Below are 21,404 nucleotides of genomic sequence, written 5' to 3' on the forward strand. Positions count from 1 at the left end.
GTGGGAGCAAGGCTTGCCCGCGAAGGGGCCGATCGGATCAACGAATCAGCCCAGGCGGGGCAACAACAGCAGGTCCTGCTCGGCAAAGAAAAACTCATCGCAGTTATTCCCCTCGCCACTGCGATCGACCACCAGAAAATCATCTTCCTGCTCGATGGTCAGGATCGGGTGATGCCACACGCCGCGATGGTAGTTGACGCCTTGCTGGCCATCGCTGATGAAGGCGCGTACCTGGCTCGACTGCGGTGCATCGCCGAGCGGCGCGACCACGATCAAAAAGGCTTTGCCCCGCAGCGGCATGAACGCCTGGCTGCCCAGCGGATGACGTTCGAGCATGCGCACTGTCAAGGGCATCGCCAGCGCCTGGGCGCGGAAGATGCTGATGATGGCTTTGTCTTCAGGGCTTGCGGTATGGACATCGGCCAGCCGGTGAAAGCGCTGGGTCGAGCCGTTGTTGATCAGGAAGTGATCGCTGCCAGCGGTTTCGATGACATCACCGAAGGGCGCGAAGGCGGCTTTGCTGAGGGGTTCGATGATGAGGGTACGCATTGCGCAATGCTCTTGAGGGGATGATGGAGGTCAACTGCGTGTGCACGTAAGACGCTGTGGCGGGGGGGCTCGCCCCCGAAAATATCAGCCATGAGCGAAGGTTGCGTCTGGGACATTTTCGGGGGCAAGCCCCCTCGCTACAGGGGTTGATCATGGCTTGCGATTCAAACCACCTTGCCCAGCACCCGCAGCCGGCTTACACCGCCATCGGGAAAGACGTTCAGACGGATATGGGTGATCGGGCCGAGGTCCTTGATCTGCTCCTGGAAGCTGTGTTCCTGGTGCATCTGCAGTTTCTGGCTGGGCAGCAGTTCACGCCAGAACAGGCTCTGGGTCTCGATCTGGCTGTCGGTGCCACCTTTGACGAATGCGCCCTGGATCGAGCAGCTGTCCGGGTAGTTGCCCTTGAAGTGCAGGGTGTCGACTATCACCTGTTCGACCACGCCGGCATGGCCCAGGGCGATGATCACCCAATCATTGCCAGGGGTGCGACGGCGGGCTGTTTCCCAGCCGTCGCCCATGTTCACGCCGCGACCCGGATTGAGCAGGTTGCCCATGCTGCCGTAATGCTCGTCCGAGCAGGCCAGAGCACGACCGCCGTTGAGCGACGAGGCCAGGTCCAACTGCTCGCTGGCATCCACCGCCGACCAGTCGCGGTGCGGCACACCATAGACGCGCAAGCGGGCGATGCCGCCATCCGGATAGATGTTGAAGCGCAGGTGGCTGAACGCCTGGGCGTCGCTGATGGCGTGGTAGTGATGGCTGTTGCCTTGCAGTTCGACCGCCGGGAGGATTTCCACCCACTGGGTGCTCTCGGTCGGGTCGCCCTCGGCGACGAAGCAGGCTTCGAGCGAGGCCGACGGCGGGAAGTTGCCGGTAAAGAACGAGGTGTCGATATCGACGCCCTTGATCGAGCCGGCCACGCCCAGGCGTATCACTGCGCTGTCGTAGCCTTCGAAACGCTTGCGGCGCGACTCCCAGCCGTCCATCCACTTGCCGTTGTCGTCGAACACGCCTTCCTTCCACACCGCCGGGGTGGGCTGGAACAGGCGGTTGACGTCGGCGAACCAATCATCAGTGACCGACAACGCTTTGGTACCCAGGCGCGCATCGGCCAGGTTGACGTATTTTTCGAAGGGTGCGGCGTAGGTTTTCATTGGACGTGGCCTCGAATCAAGAGAGTCAAAGAGCTTGCAGACGGAACAATGCGATTTTGTTGATTTCGGCCAGGGCGCAGGCGAACTCGACCTCGGCCGAGTGCTGGATGCGCTGCTCGAAGGCGGCAAGGATCTGATGCCGATCGCTGCCCTTGACCGCCATGATGAACGGGAACTGGAACCGCGCCTTGTAGGCAGCGTTGAGTTCGGTGAAGCGTGCGAATTCGGCCGGGGTGCACAGGTGGATACCGGCGCCGGCCTGCTCGCTGGTACTGGCGGCGGTCAGCTCGCCCTGGATCGCGGCCTTGCCGGCCAGGTCCGGGTGGGCGTTGATCAGCGCCAGTTGCGCGGCATGATCGGCGTGCAGCAGCACCGCGCTCATGCGCTTATGCAGCGTGTCGATATCGTCGCTCAGCGGGCCTTGATCGAATGTCTGCTGCGCGACCCAGGGCGAGTGTTCGTAGATATCACCGAAGGTGGCGATGAACTGCTCGCGGCTCAGGGTCGATGGCGTGAGCGTCCGGAAAGCGGTCATTGCGCTGCCTCGAAAGGGTGAGTGGCGTGCCAGTGGCGGGCGATGTCGACGCGGCGGGTGATCCACACCTGGTCGTGGCCCTTGACGTATTCGATGAAGCGCTTGAGCGCGGCCAGGCGCGCCGGGCGGCCGATCAGTCGGCAGTGCAGGCCGATGGACAGCATCTTCGGCGCTTCGTCGCCTTCTGCATAGAGCACGTCGAACGCGTCCTTGAGGTACTGGAAGAACTGCTCGCCGTTGTTGAAGCCCTGCACCTGGGTGAAGCGCATGTCGTTGGTGTCCAGGGTGTACGGAATCACCAGGTGCGGCTTGCCGGTGGGCGTGTTGGGCTCCCAGTAGGGCAGGTCGTCGTCGTAGGTGTCGCTGTCGTAGAGGAAGCCGCCTTCTTCCATCACCAGCCGGCGAGTGTTGGGGCCGGTGCGACCGGTGTACCAGCCCTGTGGCCGCGCGCCGCTGATCTCGGTGAGAATGCGGATCGCCTCGGCCATGTGCTGGCGCTCGGTGGCTTCGTCCAGATACTGGTAGTCGATCCAGCGATAGCCGTGGCTGCAGATCTCGTGGCCATCGGCGACCATGGCGCGGATCACGTCCGGGTGGCGCTGGGCGGCCATGGCCACGGCGAAGATGGTCAGCGGGATGTCGAACTGCTTGAACAATTTCAGGATGCGCCACACGCCGGCACGGCTGCCGTATTCGTACAGCGACTCCATGCTCAGGTTGCGCACGCCTTGCAGCGGCTGGGCGGCGACCATTTCGGACAGAAAGGCTTCGGATTCCTTGTCGCCATGGAGGATATTGCGCTCGCCGCCTTCTTCGTAATTGAGCACGAACGACAGGGCGATGCGGGCGTTGCCGGGCCACTGCGGGTGCGGGGGAGTGCTGCCGTAGCCAATCAGGTCGCGGGGGTAGTCGGCGCTGCTCACAGAAGGCATCCTTTTATCGAGTGCGAGAGGCGGCTTCGGTCAGGCCGCGATTTTTGGATTGTATACAACTAATGATTGATTTTGTAACCTGAGTGTCGCAAATTTCTCCGGCCTGACGCTTTCAGGTTTATCTCCCGGCAACCGCACAAGGACACCCACCCCATGGGCAAGATCACCACCCACGTTCTGGACGCCGCCCACGGCTGCCCGGGCAGCCAGATCGTCGTCGAGCTGTATCGCGTAGAGGGCCAGGCGCTGACGTTGTTGAGCAGCGTCGTGACCAACGGCGATGGCCGCTGCGATCAGCCGATGCTGCAGGGCGAGGCGTACCGTAGCGGTGTTTACCAGCTGCAGTTTGCGGTGGGGGATTACTACCGGGCGCGGGGCACGGTGCTGGCCGATCCGGCGTTTCTGGATGTGGTGGTGCTGCGTTTCGGGATCGATGAAGGGCAGGAGCATTACCATGTGCCGTTGCTGGTGTCGCCGTATAGCTATTCGACTTATCGGGGGAGTTGACAGCCGCTGCCTCCTTGCTTCTGAAGCCCGTCCTGCACGGGCTTTCTAGTGCTTGCGAGCTGCTCGATGCCGCGCCTGTGCTACCCTCCCACCCCACAAAAACTCCCCAATCGAACGGAACTCGTCGAGTCGACTCATGAAAAAAGCAGTAAGCATTGTAGCGGGCGTGGTGGTGGTGATCGGTGCACTGGCGACAGCAGGTGCCTGGTACACCGGTACCCAACTTGAAGGCGTGTTGAACACCGGTGTGGCCAATGCCAACCAACAGTTCGATACCAATATGATCGGGCCCGATGGCAGGGCGGCCATGCACCTCGAACTGATTTCGCTGGAGCGTCACCTGTTCAGCAGCATTGCCCATTACCGTCTGCAAGTGCATGGCAAGGGCCCGGGCGATGACGGCCAGCCGGTGGAGCTGCTGTTCGTCGACCATATCGAGCATGGCCCGCTGCCGGTTTCGCGCCTTAAAAGCTTGAACCTGCTGCCAGTGATGGCGACCAGCAACCTCGAGCTGGAGCCTAATCCGGCCACTGCGCAATGGTTCGCGGTCAGCAAGGATCCGGTGCCGTTGCGCGCCCATATCAGTGTTCATTACGGCGGCGACAGCTCCGGCACCCTGAACTTCGCGCCGCTGGAAATGAAATCCGGCGATCAGGGCACTTTCACCTTTTCCGGACTCAAGGCCGATGTGTCGGCAGGCGCCAATGCCGACAGCTACGCGGTGAACGGTCTCGCCGCCGAGCTGCAAGTCGAGGGCAAGGACGAGCAGGGTCAGCCGGTGCACATGCAGATCAAGGACCTGAGCTTCAACCTCGGTGGCACCCGCGGCCAATCCGGTTTCTACCTGGGCCATAACGATGCCAAGGTCGGCCTGGTGACGGTGCAGATCCCGGGCGTGTTGCCGTTCCAACTGCAAGGCGTCAGCACCACCTCCCTGGCGCAAGAAGCACAGGGCCTGTTGAGTGGCGAGATGGGCACCAACATCGACAGCATCACCTTGGGCGGCAAACCGCTGGGGCAATTGCGCAGCCTGTTCAAGTTCGGTCAATTCGACGCGCTGGCGAGCAAGTCGCTGTATCAGCTGTTCCAGACCAAGGTCGCGCCGCAGCAGCAAGCGGCTGCTGCGGCTGGTATTCCGTTCAAGCTGCAGCTCAGCGATACCGACGAGCAGACCATGAAGGGCGATATCACCAAGCTGCTCGCCGCCAAGCCGCACATCGAGCTGCAGGACTTGTCGCTCAAGACCACCAATGGCGAGGGGCACATCAGCCTGGCGGTCGACCTGATGCCGGTGCCCTTGAGCGGTACCGCAGTGGCCCCGACTTTTGGCGCCAACCTGTTGGGTATGGTCGATGCCAAGGTGTCGTTGAGCAAAGCCATGCTCAACGACCTGGGCGTGGCGCAGGCAAACATTCAGGGCATCACCGACCCGGCGGCGATCGCGCAGAACGGCAAGAACGTCAGCGACATGGTCAGTGGCATGGCGGTGATGATGCAACTGGGCAAGGTGGAGGGCGATAACGTCACTTCGCAGCTGCATTACGAAGCCGGCATGGTCGACTTCAACGGCCAGCGCATGACCGGAACGCAGTTCCTCGCCATCGTGCTGGGGCGCTTCGGCCTCAGCCGGAATTGATCCTCTTGTAGCGAGGGGGCTTGCCCCCGATTGCGGCTTAGCTGCATTGCAGATGTGGTAGACAGGCGGTTTTCGGGGGCAAGCCCCCTCGCTACAGGGCGTGATAGTCACGCCTCGACGCTATTGTGTACAATCGCGGCCTCACCCGAGCTCTGCCTTCGAGTCGCCATGAACGATCAACTGCCCCCCCTCAAGAAACCCGCAGACACCGCCAAGGCCGGCCGCACAGGCACCCAGGACGACCGCGTCTACGCGCACATCTTCGAGGCGATTCTGGAGCAGCGTCTGGCGCCGGGCACCAAGCTCAGCGAAGAGGCGCTGGGGGAGATCTTCGACGTCAGCCGCACCATCATTCGCCGCGCGCTCTCGCGCCTGGGGCATGAAGGCGTGGTGCTGCTGCGGCCCAATCGCGGGGCGGTAGTGGCCAGCCCCAGTGTCGACGAAGCGCGGCAGGTGTTTTTCGCGCGGCGTCTGGTGGAGCGGGCGATCACCGAACTGGCGGTGCAACACGCGGGCGCCGAGGAGCTGGCCGAGCTGCGGCAGATGGTCAATGACGAGCGCGACAGTTTTGCCCGTGGCGACCGCGGTGCGGGGATTCGGTTGTCTGGGGAGTTTCATCTCAAGCTGGCCGAGGCGGCTCGCAACACTCCGCTGATCAGCTTTCAGCGCAGCCTGGTGTCGCAGACTTCATTGATCATCGCGCAATACGAGAGCGGCAATCGCTCCCACTGTTCCTACGATGAACACACCCAGCTGATCGATGCCATCGAGGCCCGCGATGCGGTGCTGGCGGTGGAGTTGATGATGCACCACATGGATCATATCGACGACAAGCTCAACCTCGATCCGGACAACGCGTCGGATGATCTGCACGCGGTGTTTTCGCATCTGCTCGGTGGCAGCAAAACGGCCAAGGCCCTGTAGCGAGGGGGCTTGCCCCCGAAAAGGGTGTCAGATACACCGATTTGGCTGACGTATTTATCGGGGGCAAGCCCCCTCGCTACAGGGTTAGCGTTGATGCACCAAGCGCCCTGCCGCATAGGTCTGCGCCACGGTGCGGTCGTCCCCCAGCGTCATCAGCACGAACAACGTCTCCTCGAAGCTCTTCGACTGGCTGATGCGGTAGTCCAGCAGCGGCGTGGCCTTGTAGTCCAGCACCACGAAGTCCGCCTCGCTGCCCGGCTGCAACGTGCCGATGCGGTCTTCCAGACGCAGCGCCCGCGCGCCGCCCAGGGTCGCCAGGTACAACGACTTGAACGGGCTGAGCTTCTCGCCCTGCAGCTGCATCACCTTGTAAGCCTCGTTCAGCGTCTGCAGCAGGGAAAAGCTGGTGCCGCCGCCGACGTCCGTGCCCAGGCCGACGTTGACCTTGAAGCGCTCGGCCTGGGGCAGGTTGAACAGGCCGCTGCCGAGGAACAGGTTCGAGGTCGGGCAGAAGGCGATCGCTGACCCTGTCTCGGCCAGCCGCGCGCATTCGTCATCGCACAGGTGCACGCCATGGGCCAGCACCGAGCGCTCGCCCAGCAACTGATAGTGGTCGTAGACGTCCAGGTAGTTTTTGCGCTCGGGGAACAGCGCCTTGACCCATTCCACTTCCTTGACGTTCTCGCTGATGTGGGTCTGCATGTACAGGCCCTCGTGCTCGCTCAGCAGTTGCCCGGCCAGGCTGAGCTGTTCCGGGGTGCTGGTGGGCGCGAAACGCGGCGTCACCGCGTAGTGCAGGCGGCCTTTGCCATGCCAGCGCTCGATCAGCGCCTTGCTTTGGGTGTAGCTGCTGTCGGCGGTGTCGGTCAGGTAATCCGGGGCGTTGCGGTCCATCATCACCTTGCCGGTGATCAGCCGGAGGTTGCGGCGCTCGGCGGCCTCGAACAGCGCGGTCACCGACTCCGGGTGCATGCTGGCGAACACCAGCGCGGTGGTGGTGCCGTTGCGCAGCAGTTCGGCGAGGAAGATTTCGGCCACCTGGTCGGCATGGGCCTTGTCGCCGAACTGGCTTTCGCACGGGAAGGTGTAGTTGTTGAGCCAGTCCAGCAGTTGCTCGCCGTAGGCACCGACCATGCCGGTCTGCGGGAAGTGGATGTGGGTGTCGATGAAGCCGGGGGTGATCAGAGCGTTTTCGTACTCGATCAGTTCGATGTCGCCCAGGGTTGGCAATAGCGTTTCAGCGGGGCCGACGGCCTTGATCAGATCGTCTTCGACCAGCAGCACGCCGTCGGCGAAGTATTCATAAGACGCCTCGATGCCGACCTCGGCCGGGTCGGCGATGCTGTGCAGGATGGCGGCGCGGTAGGCGGTACGGGTAGAACTCATGGTCGGGTCTCACGCAGATGGCTTGGTGTGTAGCGAGGGGGCTTGCCCCCGATAAGTGTGTCAGCCAAGCCGCATCGACTGACAGGCTGTTGTCGGGGGCAAGCCCCCTCGCTACAGGGAAGTGCTCAGGTGCTGGTTTGGGCGCGTCGCGACACCGGCAGCAACTGCGCCACAGGCTCGCCGCTACGCAGGCGGGTGGTACCGAAATTGGCGTTATAGGTGGCGATGATCTCCGCGGCGATCGACACCGCAATCTCGATCGGCAGCTTGCCCTTGACCTCGGCCAGGCCCATCGGGCAACGCATGCGCTGCAGCGCCGCCGGTTCGAAGCCGCGGTCGCGCAGCCGGTGTTCGAACTTGGCGCGCTTGGTCTTCGAACCGATCAGGCCGAACCAGGTGAAATCATTGCGCTTCAAGATCGCCGCGCTCAATTCCAGATCGAGCTGGTGATTGTGGGTCATGACGATGCAATAGCTGCCGGCCGGCAGGTCATCGACTTCGTCGACCGGGTCCTCGGTGACCACCTTGATCACACCGGCCGGGATCTGCTCCGGGAACTCCTGCTCGCGCGAATCGATCCAGCGCACCCGGCACGGCAGGCTGGCGAGCAGCGGCACCAGCGCGCGGCCGACGTGGCCGGCGCCGAACACGGCGATCTGCGCCTGCACCGCAGCCATGGGCTCGAACAGCAATACCGTGGCGCCGCCGCAGCACTGGCCCAGGCTGGCACCGAGGCTGAAGCGCTGCAGGTGCGGCCCTTGCTGGCCGTTGTCGAGCATCTCGCGGGCGATACGCATGGCCTCGTATTCCAGGTGGCCACCGCCGATGGTGTCGAACAGCTGGCGGGCGCTGACTACCATCTTCGAGCCGGCATTGCGCGGCGTCGAGCCGAGCTCCTCGATGATGGTCACCAATACGCAGGCTTCGCCCCGGGCTTGCAGGTCGGCGAGGGCGCTGATCCAGTTGTTCATGGGCGCAGACTCCTGTAGCGAGGGGGCTTGCCCCCGATGGGGCGGGTCAGATCCAGATGGACTGTGATGCGTACGCGATCGGGGGCGAGCCCCCTCGCTACAGGGTGAATACTCATAGCGGCAGCGATTCCTCGTGGGCTTGGCGTTCACTCGCCCCAGCCACCGCCCGGCGCATCTGCTCACAACCCCATAACACCCGTTCCGGGGTTGCCGGGGCGTCGATATTCGGTTGCAGGCGGTAGTCCCCAAGGCTCGCCACCGCATCCTTGATCGCGCACCAGGCAGCGATACCGAGCATGAACGGCGGTTCGCCCACGGCCTTGGAATGGAACACCGTGTCCTCGGGGTTCTTGCGGTTCTCCACCAGAGTCACGCGCAGGTCGATGGGCATGTCCGCCACCGCCGGGATCTTGTAGCTGGCCGGGCCGCTGGTCATCAGCTTGCCCTTGCTGTTCCACACCAGCTCCTCGGTGGTCAGCCAGCCCATGCCCTGGATGAAGCCGCCTTCGACCTGGCCGATATCGATGGCCGGGTTCAAGGAGGCGCCCACGTCGTGGAGGATGTCGGTGCGCAGCAGCTTGTACTCGCCGGTCAGGGTATCGACTATGACCTCGACGCAAGCCGCGCCGTAGGCGAAGTAATAGAACGGCCGTCCACGCGCCTGGGAGCGATCGTAGAAAATCTTCGGGGTCTTGTAGAAACCGGTACTCGACAACGACACCTGGGCGAAATACGCCTGCTGCACCAGGGTCTCGAAACTCAACAGCTCTTCGCGCACGCGCACATGGCCGTTACGAAACTCGACGTCCTCTTCGCTGACCCGATAATGCCGCGCGGCGAACTCCACCAGCCGCTGCTTGAGCGTCTGCGCGGCGTTCTGCGCGGCCTTGCCATTGAGGTCGGCGCCGCTGGAGGCCGCGGTGGGCGAGGTGTTCGGCACCTTGTCGGTATTGGTGGCGGTGATCTGGATGCGCTCGATATCGACCTGGAACACCTCGGCCACCACCTGCGCGACCTTGACGTTGAGGCCCTGGCCCATCTCGGTCCCGCCATGGTTCAGGTGAATGCTGCCGTCGGTATAGATGTGGATCAGCGCACCGGCCTGATTGAGAAAGCTGGCGGTGAAGGAGATGCCGAACTTGACCGGCGTCAGCGCCAGGCCCTTCTTGAGGATCGGGCTGTGGGCGTTGTACTGGCGGATCGATTCGCGGCGCTGGTGATAATCGCTGCTGGCCTCGAGGTCGGCGGTCATCTCTTCGAGCAGGTTGTGCTCCACCGTCTGGTAATAGTGGGTGACGTTGCGCTCGGTCTTGCCGTAATAGTTGGCCTTGCGCACCTGCAGCGGGTCGACGCCCAGATGCCGGGCGATACGGTCCATCACCTCTTCGATGGCGACCATGCCCTGCGGGCCGCCGAAGCCGCGGTAGGCGGTGTTGGACGCTGTATGCGTCTTGCAGCGATGGCCGTTGATGGTCGCATCGCCTAGGTAATAGGCGTTGTCGGCGTGGAACATCGCACGGTCGACGATCGAGGCCGACAGGTCCGGCGAGCAGCCGCAGTTGCCGGCCAGGTCCAGGGCAATACCGTGCAGGCGGCCGCTGTCATCGAAGCCGACGTCGTATTCGATGTAGAACGGATGACGCTTGCCGGTCATCAGCATGTCTTCGACCCGCGGCAGGCGCATCTTGGTCGGTTGCCCGGTCAGGCGCGCCACCACCGCGCACAGGCAGGCCGGGCTGGCAGCCTGGGTTTCCTTGCCGCCGAAGCCGCCGCCCATGCGGCGCATGTCGACCACCACCTTGTTCATCGGCACTGCCAGCACTTCGGCCACCAGCTTCTGGATCTCGGTGGGGTTCTGCGTGGAGCAGTAGACGATCATGCCGCCGTCTTCGCTGGGCATGACCGAAGAAATCTGCGTTTCCAGGTAGAAGTGCTCCTGGCCGCCGATGTGCAGGTTGCCCTGCAGGCGATGCGGGGCGCTGGCCAGGGCGCCGGCCGAATCGCCGCGCTGGTGAGTGTGGCTGTCGAGCACGAAGTGGCGTTTGCGCAGCGCCTCGACCACGTCCAGCACCGGCTCCAGGTCTTCATACTCGATGACCGCGGCCATGGCCGCACGGCGTGCAGTGTCGAGATCGCAGGCGGCCACCGCGAGCACTGGCTGGCCGACGAACTGCACGGTATCGATCGCCAGCAGCGGATCGCCCGGCAGCAGCGGGCCGATGTCCTTGAGGCCGGGAATATCCTCGTGGGTGATGGCGATACGCACGCCCTCGAAGGCGTAGCAGGGCGCGGTGTCGATGCTGAGGACGCGCGCGTGGGCGCGGTCGGACAGGCGCGCGTACACATGCAGCTGATTGGGAAATTCCAGGCGATCGTCGATGTAGATCGCCTCGCCGGTCACGTGTTTATCGGCGCTGTCGTGCTTGACGCTGCGGCCGACGCCGGTGGTCAGGCCCTGGGCGAACAGCGCGGCCATTTGTTCCTGGGTCTTGATGACGTGGGGATTAGACATAGGCGGTCACCCGGGTTTCGACGTGGGGCGTGGTCAGCTCGATGAAGTACTTGCGCAGCAGGTTCTGCGCGCTCAGCAGGCGGTATTCCTTGCTGGCGCGAAAGTCCGACAGGGGCGTGAAATCTTCGGCCAGGGCGGCGCAGGCGGCTTCGATGGTGGCCGAGCTCCAGGGCTGTCCGATCAGCGCCGCTTCGGCAGCACGGGCGCGTTTGGGAATCGCCGCCATGCCGCCGAACGCCAGGCGCGCTTCGCCGATCACAGCGTCGCTGATGCGCAGGTTAAACGCCGCGCACACCGCGGAGATATCGTCATCCAGACGCTTCGAGAGCTTGTACGCCCTGAAGCGCCAGGCCGCGTCGGCACGGGGCACGATGATCTTTTCGATGAATTCGCCGGGCTGGCGCACCGTCACCCGATAGTCGATGAAGTAGTCCTGCAAGGGCAGGGTACGGGTGCTTTCGCCTTGGCGCAGCTGCACCTGCGCGCCGAGGGCGATCAGCAGCGGCGGCGAATCGCCGATGGGCGAGGCGTTGCCGATATTGCCGCCCAGCGTGCCCTGGTTGCGGATCTGCAGGGAGGCGAAGCGCTGCAGCAGGGCGCCGAAGTCCGGGTATTCAGCGGCCAGCGCCGCATAGCAGTCGGTGAGTGGTGTGGCGGCGCCGATTTCCAGGCGGTCGGCGAAGCTGTCGATGCGTTTCATCTCGGCGACATTGCCGACATAGATCATCACTGGCAGCGGCCGGTGGAATTGCGTGACTTCCAGCGCCAGGTCGGTACCGCCGGCCAGCAGCCGGGCATCGGGCTGCTGGCTGTAGAGCTCGGCGAGGTCGGCCACGGTCAGGGGCAGCAGGCAGCGCTTGTCGGCGTCTGCCAGCTCGGCAGTGGCTTGCGGCGCGATGGCCTTGAGCTGGGCGATGGTGCTGGCCGCGCGGGCGTCGAACTGGTCCGGCCGGGCCTGGCAGCAGGCCTGCTCGGCGGCGGCGAGGATCGGCCGGTAGCCGGTGCAGCGGCACAGATTGCCCGCCAGGGCTTCCTGAGCCTGGAGCAGGTCGGCGCCGTCGCTGTTCTTCTGCAGGGCGAACAACGACATGACGAAGCCCGGGGTGCAGAAGCCGCACTGTGAGCCGTGGCAGTCGACCATGGCCTGCTGCACGCTGTGCAATTGCCCTTGATGCTGCAAGTCTTCAACGCTGAGCAGTTGCTTGCCGTGCAAGGCGGCGACGAAGGTCAGGCACGAATTGAGGCTGCGATAACGAATGTGCTCGCGACCCTCGTGGTCGACCTCCAGCTCGCCGACCACCACGGTGCAGGCGCCGCAGTCACCGCTGGCGCAGCCCTCTTTGGTGCCGGATTTATGCAGATGCTCGCGCAGGTACTCCAGCACCGTCATGTTGGGGTCCAGGGCATGCTCGCTGCGCAATTGCTGGTTGAGAAGAAACTGGATCACGGTAGGCCTCGTGCGCGCTGCTGTTCTAAGTATGGACCGCTGCTGGGGCGGAATTTAGACGGCTGCGATCACAGCGGTCAATAATTTTCTGACTTTTGAGTCAGGAAATATGAACCAACCCTGTAGCGGGGGGGCTTGCCCCCGATAAACCCGACACCGATTTTCGGGGGCAAGCCCCCCCGCTACCTGTCGGTCATCGCTAAATGGCTGCTTATTCCATGCCAACCCGCACTCCGCTTAGGGCCAGCAATTGCGGTACACTGCGCCGCTTGCACCGTTGACTGATTGATGAAGGATAGCCATGACGTTCAAGGCACCGGACAGCCTTTCCGAGCAGATTGCCCATTACCTGGCCGAGCGCATCATTCGCGGCGAGCTCAAACCCGGCGAGCGCATACAGGAACAGAAGGTCACCCAGGCCCTCAATGTCAGCCGTGGCTCGGTGCGCGAGGCGTTGCTGATCCTGCAGCGCCGGCACCTGATCGTGATTTCCCCACGCCGCGGCGCCCAGGTCAGCGAACTGAGCGCCCACAAGGTGCAGAGCCTGTGCACCCTGATGAGCGAAATGTATATCCTGCTCGGCATCGCCGTGGCCCAGCGCTGGAAGGTCGAGGCCGACCTCGCGCCGTTCCTGGTGATCCAGCAGCGCCTCAAGGAAGCCGAGGCGCGTCGCGACATCACCGCGTTCGTCGATGACAGCTTCAATGTCATGCGCGCGGCGTTCTCCTTCGCCGACAACCCCTATCTGCAAGAAACCGTCGAGAACCTGCAACCCGCCATGAGCCGCAACTATTACCTGGCCCTCGAACAACGCAAGGCCTCGATGAACGAATACATGGCGCTGTTCGGCCAATTGCTCGAGGCCGTGGTGGCCCGCGACCAGCTGCGCGTGCGCGAAGTGCTCACCGAGTACGGCGCGCGCAGCTGCCAGCTGGTGCTGTCCGCGCTCAAGGCCGGCTGACCGTGCGGCTCAAGTCGATCAAGCTGGCGGGGTTCAAGTCGTTCGTCGATCCCACCACCGTCAACTTCCCCAGCAACATGGCGGCGGTGGTCGGCCCCAATGGCTGCGGCAAGTCCAACATCATCGACGCCGTGCGCTGGGTGATGGGCGAGAGCTCGGCCAAGAACCTGCGCGGCGAGTCGATGACCGACGTCATCTTCAACGGCTCCACCAGCCGCAAGCCCGTCAGCCAGGCCAGTATCGAGCTGATCTTCGACAATAGCGACAGCACCCTGGTGGGCGAATACGCCGCCTACGCGGAGATCTCCATCCGCCGCAAGGTCACCCGCGACGCGCAGAACACCTATTACCTCAATGGCACCAAGTGCCGGCGCCGGGACATCACCGACATCTTTCTCGGCACCGGCCTGGGCCCGCGCAGCTACTCGATCATCGAACAGGGGATGATCTCCAAGCTGATCGAGGCGCGACCCGAGGACCTGCGCAACTTCATCGAAGAAGCCGCCGGCATCTCCAAGTACAAGGAGCGCCGCCGCGAAACCGAAACCCGTATCCGCCGCACCCACGAGAACCTCGAACGCCTGACCGACCTGCGCGAAGAGCTCGAACGCCAGCTCGAACGCTTGCAGCGCCAGGCCCAGGCGGCGGAAAAGTATCAGCAGTACAAGGCCGAAGAGCGCCAGCTCAAGGCGCAGCTGTCGGCGTTGCGCTGGCAGGCGCTCAACGAGCAGGTCAGCCAGCGCGAAGGGGTGATCGGCAACCAGGAGGTCAGTTTCGAATCGCTGGTGGCCGAGCAGCGCAATGCCGATGCGAGCATCGAGCGCTTGCGCGATGGGCACCACGACCTGTCCGAGCGCTTCAATCTGGTGCAGGGGCGGTTCTATTCCGTGGGCGGCGATATCGCCCGGGTCGAACAGAGCATCCAGCATGGCCAGCAGCGCCTGCGCCAGCTGCAGGACGATCTGCGTGAAGCCGAGCAGGCGCGCCAGGAGACCGAATCGCACCTGGGCCACGACCGCACCTTGCTCGCCACCCTGGGTGAGGAGCTGGAAATGCTCGAACCCGAGCAGGAGATGACCAGCGCCGCCGCCGAGGAAGCCGCCGCCGCGCTGGAAGAGTCCGAGCTGGGCATGCACGGCTGGCAGGAGCAGTGGGACACCTTCAATACCCGCTCCGCCGAGCCGCGGCGCCAGGCCGAGGTGCAGCAGGCGCGCATCCAGCAACTCGAGCAATCGATAGAGCGCCTTGCCGAACGGCAGCGCCGCCTGGCCGAAGAGTTGGCACTGTTGGCCGCCGATCCGCAAGACGCGGCCATTCTCGAATTGAGCGAACAGCTGGCCAGCACCGACCTGCTGCTCGAAGAACTGCAACTCACCGCCGAACAGCAGGGCGAGCGCCTGGAGCAGACGCGCCAGCAACTGCAGGCCGCCACCCGTGATCAACAGCAGGCGCAGGGCGAATTGCAGCGCCTTAATGGCCGACTCGCGTCGCTGGAGGCCTTGCAGCAGGCCGCGCTCGACCCCGGCACCGGGACCGCCGAGTGGCTGCGCGAGCAGGGTCTGGATCAGCGTCCGCGCCTGGCCGAGGGTTTGCAGGTCGAGGCGGGTTGGGAGCTGGCGGTGGAAACGGTGCTGGGCGCCGATCTGCAGGCGGTGCTGGTGGATGACTTCGCCGGGCTGGAACTGGCCGGGTTCGAGCAGGGGGATTTGCGTCTGGTGGGCGGGCCCCTTCGCCGCCGAACGCGCACCCAGCTCCCACAAGGGACCGCGAATCCTGACTCAGCCCAGTTCTTACAGGGGAGCGCAGATCCTGTAGGAGCCGGGCTTGCCCGCGAAGGGGCCCGAGAGACCCTACTCGACAAAGTGGAGAGTTCACTGGATCTGGCCCCATGGCTGGCCAACATCATCCCCGTGGAAACCCTTGACGACGCTTTGGCCGCACGCACCAATCTCACCGACGGCCAAAGCCTCATCAGCCGCGACGGCTACTGGGTCGGCCGGCACTTTCTGCGAGTCTCCCGCGCCAGCGACGCTCACAGCGGCGTGCTCGCCCGCGCGCAGGAACTGAAAGACGCCGAATTCGAACGCGAAGCCCGCGAAGCCAGCCTTGCAACCCTCGACGAGCAGTTGCAGCAGCTGCGCGAGCAACAACAACAGGATGAACAAAGCCGCGAGCACACGCGCCGCCAATTGCAGGAACAGGCGCGCCACCAGGGCGAGCTCAAGGCGCAGCTGTCCGCCAGCAAGGCCAAGGCCGAACAGCTGACCCTGCGTCGTCGCCGCCTCGACGAAGAGCTCGCCGAGCTGGCCGAGCAACGTGCGCTGGAAACCGAATCCGTCGGCGAGTCGCGCCTGCAGCTGCAAGACGCCCTCGACGCCATGGCCCTGGACACCGAGCAACGCGAGCTGCTGCTGGCACAGCGTGACACCTTGCGCGAGCGCCTCGACCGGGTGCGCCAGGACGCCCGCCAGCACAAGGACAACGCCCATCAACTGGCCGTGCGCCTCGGTTCGTTGCGCGCCCAGCATGCCTCTACGCGCCAGGCGCTGGAGCGTCTGGAGCAGCAATCGGAGCGGCTGAGCGAGCGCTTCGAGCAACTCAACCTGGGCCTGGAGGAGGGCGAGGCGCCGCTCGAAGAACTGCGCCTCAAGCTCGAAGAACTGCTGGAACGGCGCATGGCCGTCGACGACGAAATGCGCATCGCCAAGAACGCCCTCGAAGACGCCGACCGCGAACTGCGCGAAGCCGAGAAGCGCCGCACCCAGGCCGAGCAGCAATCGCAGCTGATTCGCGGCCAGATGGAGCAGCAGCGCATGGAATGGCAGGCCCTGAGCGTGCGCCGCACGGCCTTGCAGGACCAACTGCTGGCCGACGGCTACGACCTGCACGGGGTGATCGCCACTCTTGAGCCCACCGCCAACGAAAAGGACGCCGAGCAGGAACTCGAAAGCATCAACGCGCGCATCCAGCGCCTGGGCGCGATAAACCTTGCGGCCATCGACGAGTACCAGCAGCAGTCAGAACGCAAACGCTACCTGGATGCACAGAACGCCGACCTGGTGGAAGCCCTCGACACTCTCGAAAACGTCATTCGCAAGATCGACAAGGAAACCCGCAACCGCTTCAAGGACACCTTCGACCGGGTGAATGGCGGGCTGCAGGCGCTTTTTCCGAAAGTTTTCGGCGGTGGCAGCGCTTATTTGGAACTGACGGGCGAAGATTTACTCGATACAGGGGTCACAATCATGGCCCGTCCGCCCGGCAAGAAGAACAGCACCATCCATTTGCTTTCCGGTGGCGAAAAGGCATTGACGGCATTGGCCCTGGTTTTTTCGATTTTCCAGCTCAATCCAGCGCCGTTCTGCATGCTCGACGAGGTCGACGCGCCGTTGGACGATGCCAACGTGGGGCGCTATGCGCGGCTGGTCAAGGAGATGTCGCAGACGGTGCAGTTCATCTATATCACCCACAACAAGATCGCCATGGAAATGGCCGATCAACTGATGGGGGTGACGATGCACGAACCGGGTTGCTCGCGACTGGTGGCCGTGGACGTTGAAGAGGCAATGGCTCTGGTAGACGCTTGAATCGGCAGTTTCTGACGCTAAAAGCCGGCTTTGTAGCGGCCATGTGCGACAGACGGTGTAAAGTTGACACAGGTCGTGCTAGTTTTAGCTAAATATTTCGTGCGTGGGTAAAACGCCTGTCAGAACATAGGCTTGGCGCCACGTTTTAAAGGGGTTTAAACCCTTGTTTTTCAGCATTTTTTATTAGAGGCACGGGATTACATGGAATTCGGTCTGCGCGAATGGCTGATCGTTATCGGCGTCATAGTCATCGCCGGTATCCTTTTTGACGGCTGGCGCCGGATGCGCGGCAGCAAAGGCAAGCTCAAGTTCAGGCTCGACCGCAGTCTCTCCAATTTACCGGATGACGACAGCAGTCCAGAGGTGCTGGGCCCGTCGCGCGTGCTCGACGAGCCGCGCGAGCCGCAGCTCGATGAACACGACTTGCCATCGATGTCGGCTCCGGCCCGCGAGAGCCGCGAGGCGCCCAAGCGCGCCAAGCGTCAGAACGAGGCACCGGCACCCGACATGAACCTCAAGCTCGACCTCGACGAGCCTAGCTTCAGCAGCCGCGACGACGACTTCCCGGACGACAGCCCGGTATCCTCGTTCAATGGCGAAGCGCGGGACTTGCCGCCGGTTGAAGAAGTGCTGGTGATCAGCGTGATCTCGCGCAGCGAAAGCGGCTTCAAGGGCCCGGCGCTGCTGCAGAACATTCTGGAAAGCGGCCTGCGCTTCGGCGAGATGGACATCTTCCATCGCCACGAGAGCATGGCCGGCAACGGCGAAGTGCTGTTCTCGATGGCCAACGCGGTCAAACCTGGGGTGTTCGATCTCGACGACATCGACCACTTCAGTACCCGAGCGGTGAGCTTCTTCCTCGGCTTGCCGGGCCCGCGTCATCCCAAGCAGGCGTTCGACGTGATGGTCGCCGCCGCGCGCAAGCTGGCGTTCGAGCTGGATGGCGAACTCAAGGATGACCAGCGCAGCGTCCTCACCGCGCAAACCATCGAACACTACCGTCAACGCATTGTCGAATTCGAACGCCGCGCCCTGACCCAGAAACGCTGAACTCGATTCAATGCGGATACCGGGCCCAACCCTGTAGCGAGGGGGCTTGCCCCCGAAAGGCCCTAACTGACACACCGCCCACGGCAGCCCTAACCCTGTAGTGAGGGGGCTTGCCCCCGAGAGGCCCTAACTGACACCGCCCACGGCAGCCCTAGCCCTCGGGAGCAAGCCCCCTCACCACAGGGTAGGTCGCCGAATATAGAACACCCGAGAGAGCAGCCCCGGCTGCTCTCTTGCATTGCGAGAGCCCCCATGAACGCTGCCGAAACCCGCATCCTTGAGCTGCGCACCGAACTGGACGAGCACAACTACCGCTACCACGTGCTCGACGAACCGAGCATTCCGGATGCCGAGTACGACCGCCTGTTCCGCGAACTCAAGGCCCTGGAGGCCGAGCACCCGCAGCTGGTCACGCCTGACTCGCCGACCCAACGCGTCGGCAATGCCGCCCTCACGGCATTCAGCCAGGTGCGCCACGAAATCCCCATGCTCAGCCTCGGCAACGCCTTCGAAGACGACGACCTGCGCGAGTTCGACCGCCGCGTCCACGAAGGCCTCGACCAGCCCAGCGGCGACCTGTTCGCCCGCAGCCTGGAATACAGCTGCGAGCCCAAGCTCGATGGCCTGGCCGTCAGTCTGCTGTATCAAGACGGCCAACTGGTGCGCGGCGCCACCCGCGGCGACGGCACCACCGGCGAAGACATCAGCGTCAACGTGCGCACCGTGCGCAACATCCCGCTCAAGCTCAAAGGCAGCGGCTGGCCGGCGCTGCTGGAGGTGCGCGGCGAAGTGTTCATGTCCAAGGCCGGCTTCGAGCGCCTCAACGAGACCCAGGCCGAGCTCGGCGCCAAGACCTTCGCCAACCCGCGCAACGCCGCCGCCGGCAGCCTGCGCCAGCTCGACTCGAAGATCACCGCCAGCCGCCCGCTGGAATTCTGCTGCTACGGCCTCGGCCAGGTGACGGCGGACATCGCCACCACCCACATCGACAACCTCAAGCAGTTGCAACAGTGGGGCATGCCCATCAGCCGCGAGCTGAAGGTCGCCAAGAGCATCGAAGAGTGCCTGGACTACTACCGCGACATCGGCGCGCGACGCAGTGCCTTGACCTATGAAATCGATGGCGTGGTGTTCAAGGTCAACAGCATCGCCGCGCAACGTGAACTGGGCTTCCGCGCCCGGGAACCGCGCTGGGCCATCGCCCACAAGTTCCCGGCCATGGAAGAGCTCACCGAGGTGCTCGATGTCGAGTTCCAGGTCGGCCGCACCGGCGCCGTCACCCCGGTGGCGCGGCTCAAGCCGGTCAAGGTCGCGGGCGTGACCGTGTCCAACGCGACCTTGCACAACATGGGCGAGATCGCCCGGCTGGGGGTCAAGATCGGCGACACGGTGATCATCCGCCGCGCCGGCGACGTGATTCCGCAGGTCATGCAAGTGGTGCTCGAACGCCGCCCCGACAGCGCCCGCGACGTGCACATCCCCGAGCAGTGCCCGGTGTGCGGCTCGCCGGTGGAGCCGACGTTGCTGGTCAAGCGCAGCAAGGGCAAGGAAACCGTCAGCGCCGGCGCGGTGTACCGCTGCACCGGCCGCCTGGCTTGCGCCGCGCAGCTCAAGCAGGCGATCTCGCATTTCGTCTCGCGCCGCGCCATGGACATCGACGGCCTGGGCGAGAAGATCGTCGAGCAACTGGTGGATGAGAATCTGGTGGGCTCGCCGGCCGATCTGTTCAAGTTGACCTTCGAGCAGGTGGTGGAGCTGGAAGGGTTTGCCGAAGTCTCCAGCCGCAATTTGATCGCCGCTATCGATGCCGCCCGCCGCCCGGGTCTGGCCCGCTTCATCTACGCGCTGGGGATCCCCGACGTGGGCGAAGAGACCGCCAAGGTGCTGGCGCGCTCCTTGGGTTCGCTGGAGCGCATCCGTCAGGCCATGCCGCAGGTGCTGACCTACCTGCCGGATGTGGGCTTGGAGGTGGCATTCGAGATCAATGAGTTTTTCCAGGATCCGCATAACCAGGACGTCATCGACGCCCTGGTGGGCCAACTGCAGATTCAGGATCAGGGCGAGTTGAGCGCCGAGTTCGCCGCCAGCACCACCTTGGCGGGGTTGATCGACAAGCTGCATATCCCGTCGATCGGGCCGACCGGGGCGCAAAAATTGACGGACAAGCTCGGTTCGCTGGAGAAGATTCTGGCCGCCGATGGTATCGACCTGCGTCAGGCGCTCAACGAGAAACCGGCCAAGGCGGTCGCGGACTTTTTTGCCGTCGACGCCAACGCCGATCTGGCCAAACGCATCGAAGCACAACTGCTGGCCTTCGGCATGCACTGGGCCAGCGAGAAGAAGGTGGTCGAAGGGCTACCGCTCGCTGGGCAGACCTGGGTGCTCACCGGCAGCCTGGAGCGCATGAGCCGTGACGTCGCCAAGGACAAACTTGAAAGCCTCGGCGCAAAGGTGGCGGGTTCGGTATCGGCCAAGACCCACTGCGTGGTCGCCGGCCCCGGCGCCGGCTCGAAACTGGCCAAGGCCAACGAACTGGGGCTCAAGGTGCTGGATGAAGACCAGTTCGTCAGCTTCCTTGAAGGGCAGGGTCTGTCGGCGTAAAAATCCGATACCCACTCTGGTCGAACTTGCCTCCCAGCACAGATCCCGGCTGACCCTGTGGCCTCACCCTAAAACCCTGGCTGCCCCGTGGCCTCACCCCCGAAACCCCGGCTGACCCTGTAGCGAGGGGGCTTGCCCCCGATAGGCCGGAACTGATGCACCACGGTGTGTCAGACCAATCCAATCGGGGGCAAGCCCCCTCGCTACATCCTGTGGCCAACGCCTCCAGCCAGCCCACGCTCCATCGCCGCCAACGACACGCACACATCCCCCAGCAGAAAGTCGAACACCTCGCAGGTGCGCAAAAAATCCCGGTTATCCAGATCATGAAAGGTCGCTCGCGTCAGCAACTGCGCAAGGTTCCGGGCAGCGCGGGCGCGGCAGGTGGCGTCTTCGTGCAGGTCGGCGAGTTGGGTCGAGGTGTTGCAAGGGCGGTGCGAGGAATTGGCAGCCATATCACTCCATGCAAACAAACGGTGCCACCGCATCGACAAGGGGTGATGGGTGGCAGTTGTGAGAGGATTCGCGGACCGAGCAAACAATTAAAATCGCACACCCGAAGGTGTCCCTCCCACAACCGCCATAACGCGACTGCGTATTCACAGCAATGCCATTCGAAGATGGTGTTGGTGAGCCTGATCTTGCGGAC

General features: G+C 63.8%; 16 protein-coding genes. 7 read left to right on the forward strand and 9 right to left on the reverse strand.

All coding sequences use genetic code 11. The features are described 5' to 3' along the window. Positions 1-45 precede the first annotated feature (45 nt). The 4 genes from AC3WJP_RS10935 to puuE all read right to left on the reverse strand — a co-directional run bounded on the left by AC3WJP_RS10935 (position 46) and on the right by puuE (position 3,164). Positions 46-549 carry an ureidoglycolate lyase gene (locus tag AC3WJP_RS10935; RefSeq protein WP_493721280.1) on the reverse strand — a complete coding sequence of 168 codons (504 nt, stop codon included), beginning with the start codon at positions 547-549 and terminating at the stop codon, positions 46-48. Between the two features lie 164 nt (positions 550-713). Next, the gene (gene alc / locus AC3WJP_RS10940; RefSeq protein WP_493721281.1) at positions 714-1,706 is read right to left on the reverse strand and encodes an allantoicase; all 993 of its coding nucleotides are present in this window, start codon (positions 1,704-1,706) and stop codon (positions 714-716) included. A gap of 25 nt (positions 1,707-1,731) precedes the next feature. Continuing rightward, complete coding sequence (gene uraD / locus AC3WJP_RS10945; RefSeq protein WP_493721282.1) at positions 1,732-2,241, reverse strand: 2-oxo-4-hydroxy-4-carboxy-5-ureidoimidazoline decarboxylase; 510 nt, start codon at positions 2,239-2,241, stop codon at positions 1,732-1,734. Continuing rightward, a complete protein-coding gene (gene puuE / locus AC3WJP_RS10950) occupies positions 2,238-3,164 on the reverse strand; it encodes an allantoinase PuuE (protein ID WP_493721283.1) in 927 nt (308 codons plus the stop codon). The genes uraD and puuE overlap by 4 nt, the downstream gene beginning before the upstream one ends. 162 nt (positions 3,165-3,326) lie before the next feature. Here puuE and uraH point away from each other — a divergent pair, with 162 nt between their 5' ends. From uraH to AC3WJP_RS10965, 3 genes are all read left to right on the forward strand, one after another. After that, the gene (gene uraH / locus AC3WJP_RS10955) at positions 3,327-3,680 is read left to right on the forward strand and encodes a hydroxyisourate hydrolase (RefSeq protein WP_493721284.1); all 354 of its coding nucleotides are present in this window, start codon (positions 3,327-3,329) and stop codon (positions 3,678-3,680) included. 136 nt (positions 3,681-3,816) lie between these two features. Beyond that, complete coding sequence (locus AC3WJP_RS10960; protein ID WP_493721285.1) at positions 3,817-5,316, forward strand: YdgA family protein; 1,500 nt, start codon at positions 3,817-3,819, stop codon at positions 5,314-5,316. Positions 5,317-5,484: 168 nt separating this feature from the next. Further along, positions 5,485-6,240, forward strand: coding sequence for a GntR family transcriptional regulator (locus AC3WJP_RS10965; protein WP_493721286.1), 756 nt, complete (start codon positions 5,485-5,487; stop codon positions 6,238-6,240). Positions 6,241-6,324: 84 nt separating this feature from the next. On the opposite strand, the gene guaD is transcribed toward AC3WJP_RS10965, so the two are convergent. The 4 genes from guaD to xdhA form a co-directional block, all read right to left on the reverse strand. Further along, on the reverse strand, positions 6,325-7,626 hold the full coding sequence (guaD, locus tag AC3WJP_RS10970) for a guanine deaminase (protein ID WP_493721287.1): 1,302 nt from the start codon (positions 7,624-7,626) through the stop codon (positions 6,325-6,327). Positions 7,627-7,751: 125 nt separating this feature from the next. Then, positions 7,752-8,597 carry a xanthine dehydrogenase accessory protein XdhC gene (gene xdhC / locus AC3WJP_RS10975; protein ID WP_493721288.1) on the reverse strand — a complete coding sequence of 282 codons (846 nt, stop codon included), beginning with the start codon at positions 8,595-8,597 and terminating at the stop codon, positions 7,752-7,754. A 112-nt stretch (positions 8,598-8,709) separates the two neighbouring features. After that, positions 8,710-11,109 (reverse strand): xanthine dehydrogenase molybdopterin binding subunit, encoded by a 2,400-nt coding sequence (gene xdhB / locus AC3WJP_RS10980; RefSeq protein WP_493721289.1) that lies wholly within the window; start codon positions 11,107-11,109, stop codon positions 8,710-8,712. Then, complete coding sequence (gene xdhA, locus AC3WJP_RS10985) at positions 11,102-12,556, reverse strand: xanthine dehydrogenase small subunit (RefSeq protein ID WP_493721290.1); 1,455 nt, start codon at positions 12,554-12,556, stop codon at positions 11,102-11,104. The genes xdhB and xdhA overlap by 8 nt, the downstream gene beginning before the upstream one ends. Positions 12,557-12,857: 301 nt before the next feature. On the opposite strand from xdhA, the gene AC3WJP_RS10990 reads away from it, so the two are divergent. The 4 genes from AC3WJP_RS10990 (at position 12,858) to ligA (ending at position 20,755) form a co-directional block, all read left to right on the forward strand. Then, positions 12,858-13,517: a GntR family transcriptional regulator gene (locus AC3WJP_RS10990; RefSeq protein ID WP_493721291.1), complete on the forward strand. Its 660-nt coding sequence runs from the start codon at positions 12,858-12,860 to the stop codon at positions 13,515-13,517. Positions 13,518-13,519: 2 nt separating this feature from the next. Then, entirely contained in the window at positions 13,520-17,104 is a 3,585-nt protein-coding gene (gene smc / locus AC3WJP_RS10995) for a chromosome segregation protein SMC (protein WP_493721292.1), read from the forward strand. 201 nt (positions 17,105-17,305) lie between these two features. Continuing rightward, complete coding sequence (gene zipA / locus AC3WJP_RS11000; protein ID WP_493721293.1) at positions 17,306-18,154, forward strand: cell division protein ZipA; 849 nt, start codon at positions 17,306-17,308, stop codon at positions 18,152-18,154. Positions 18,155-18,406: 252 nt separating this feature from the next. After that, positions 18,407-20,755 (forward strand): NAD-dependent DNA ligase LigA, encoded by a 2,349-nt coding sequence (gene ligA, locus AC3WJP_RS11005; protein ID WP_493721294.1) that lies wholly within the window; start codon positions 18,407-18,409, stop codon positions 20,753-20,755. Between the two features lie 203 nt (positions 20,756-20,958). Here ligA and AC3WJP_RS11010 read toward each other — a convergent pair whose 3' ends face one another. Then, a complete protein-coding gene (locus tag AC3WJP_RS11010) occupies positions 20,959-21,210 on the reverse strand; it encodes a hypothetical protein (protein ID WP_493721295.1) in 252 nt (83 codons plus the stop codon). Between the last annotated feature and the right edge of the window lie 194 nt (positions 21,211-21,404).

This window comes from Pseudomonas sp. GW821-FHT01A09 (assembly GCF_058986725.1).

Coding starts and splice junctions, on each gene's coding strand:
- AC3WJP_RS10935 (WP_493721280.1), bottom strand. CDS start 549: ATGCGTACCCTCATCATCGAACCCCTCAGCAAAGCCGCCTTCGCGCCC.
- alc (WP_493721281.1), bottom strand. CDS start 1,706: ATGAAAACCTACGCCGCACCCTTCGAAAAATACGTCAACCTGGCCGAT.
- zipA (WP_493721293.1), top strand. CDS start 17,306: ATGGAATTCGGTCTGCGCGAATGGCTGATCGTTATCGGCGTCATAGTC.
- guaD (WP_493721287.1), bottom strand. CDS start 7,626: ATGAGTTCTACCCGTACCGCCTACCGCGCCGCCATCCTGCACAGCATC.
- xdhC (WP_493721288.1), bottom strand. CDS start 8,597: ATGAACAACTGGATCAGCGCCCTCGCCGACCTGCAAGCCCGGGGCGAA.
- AC3WJP_RS10960 (WP_493721285.1), top strand. CDS start 3,817: ATGAAAAAAGCAGTAAGCATTGTAGCGGGCGTGGTGGTGGTGATCGGT.
- ligA (WP_493721294.1), top strand. CDS start 18,407: ATGAACGCTGCCGAAACCCGCATCCTTGAGCTGCGCACCGAACTGGAC.
- uraH (WP_493721284.1), top strand. CDS start 3,327: ATGGGCAAGATCACCACCCACGTTCTGGACGCCGCCCACGGCTGCCCG.
- AC3WJP_RS11010 (WP_493721295.1), bottom strand. CDS start 21,210: ATGGCTGCCAATTCCTCGCACCGCCCTTGCAACACCTCGACCCAACTC.
- uraD (WP_493721282.1), bottom strand. CDS start 2,241: ATGACCGCTTTCCGGACGCTCACGCCATCGACCCTGAGCCGCGAGCAG.
- xdhB (WP_493721289.1), bottom strand. CDS start 11,109: ATGTCTAATCCCCACGTCATCAAGACCCAGGAACAAATGGCCGCGCTG.
- AC3WJP_RS10965 (WP_493721286.1), top strand. CDS start 5,485: ATGAACGATCAACTGCCCCCCCTCAAGAAACCCGCAGACACCGCCAAG.
- AC3WJP_RS10990 (WP_493721291.1), top strand. CDS start 12,858: ATGACGTTCAAGGCACCGGACAGCCTTTCCGAGCAGATTGCCCATTAC.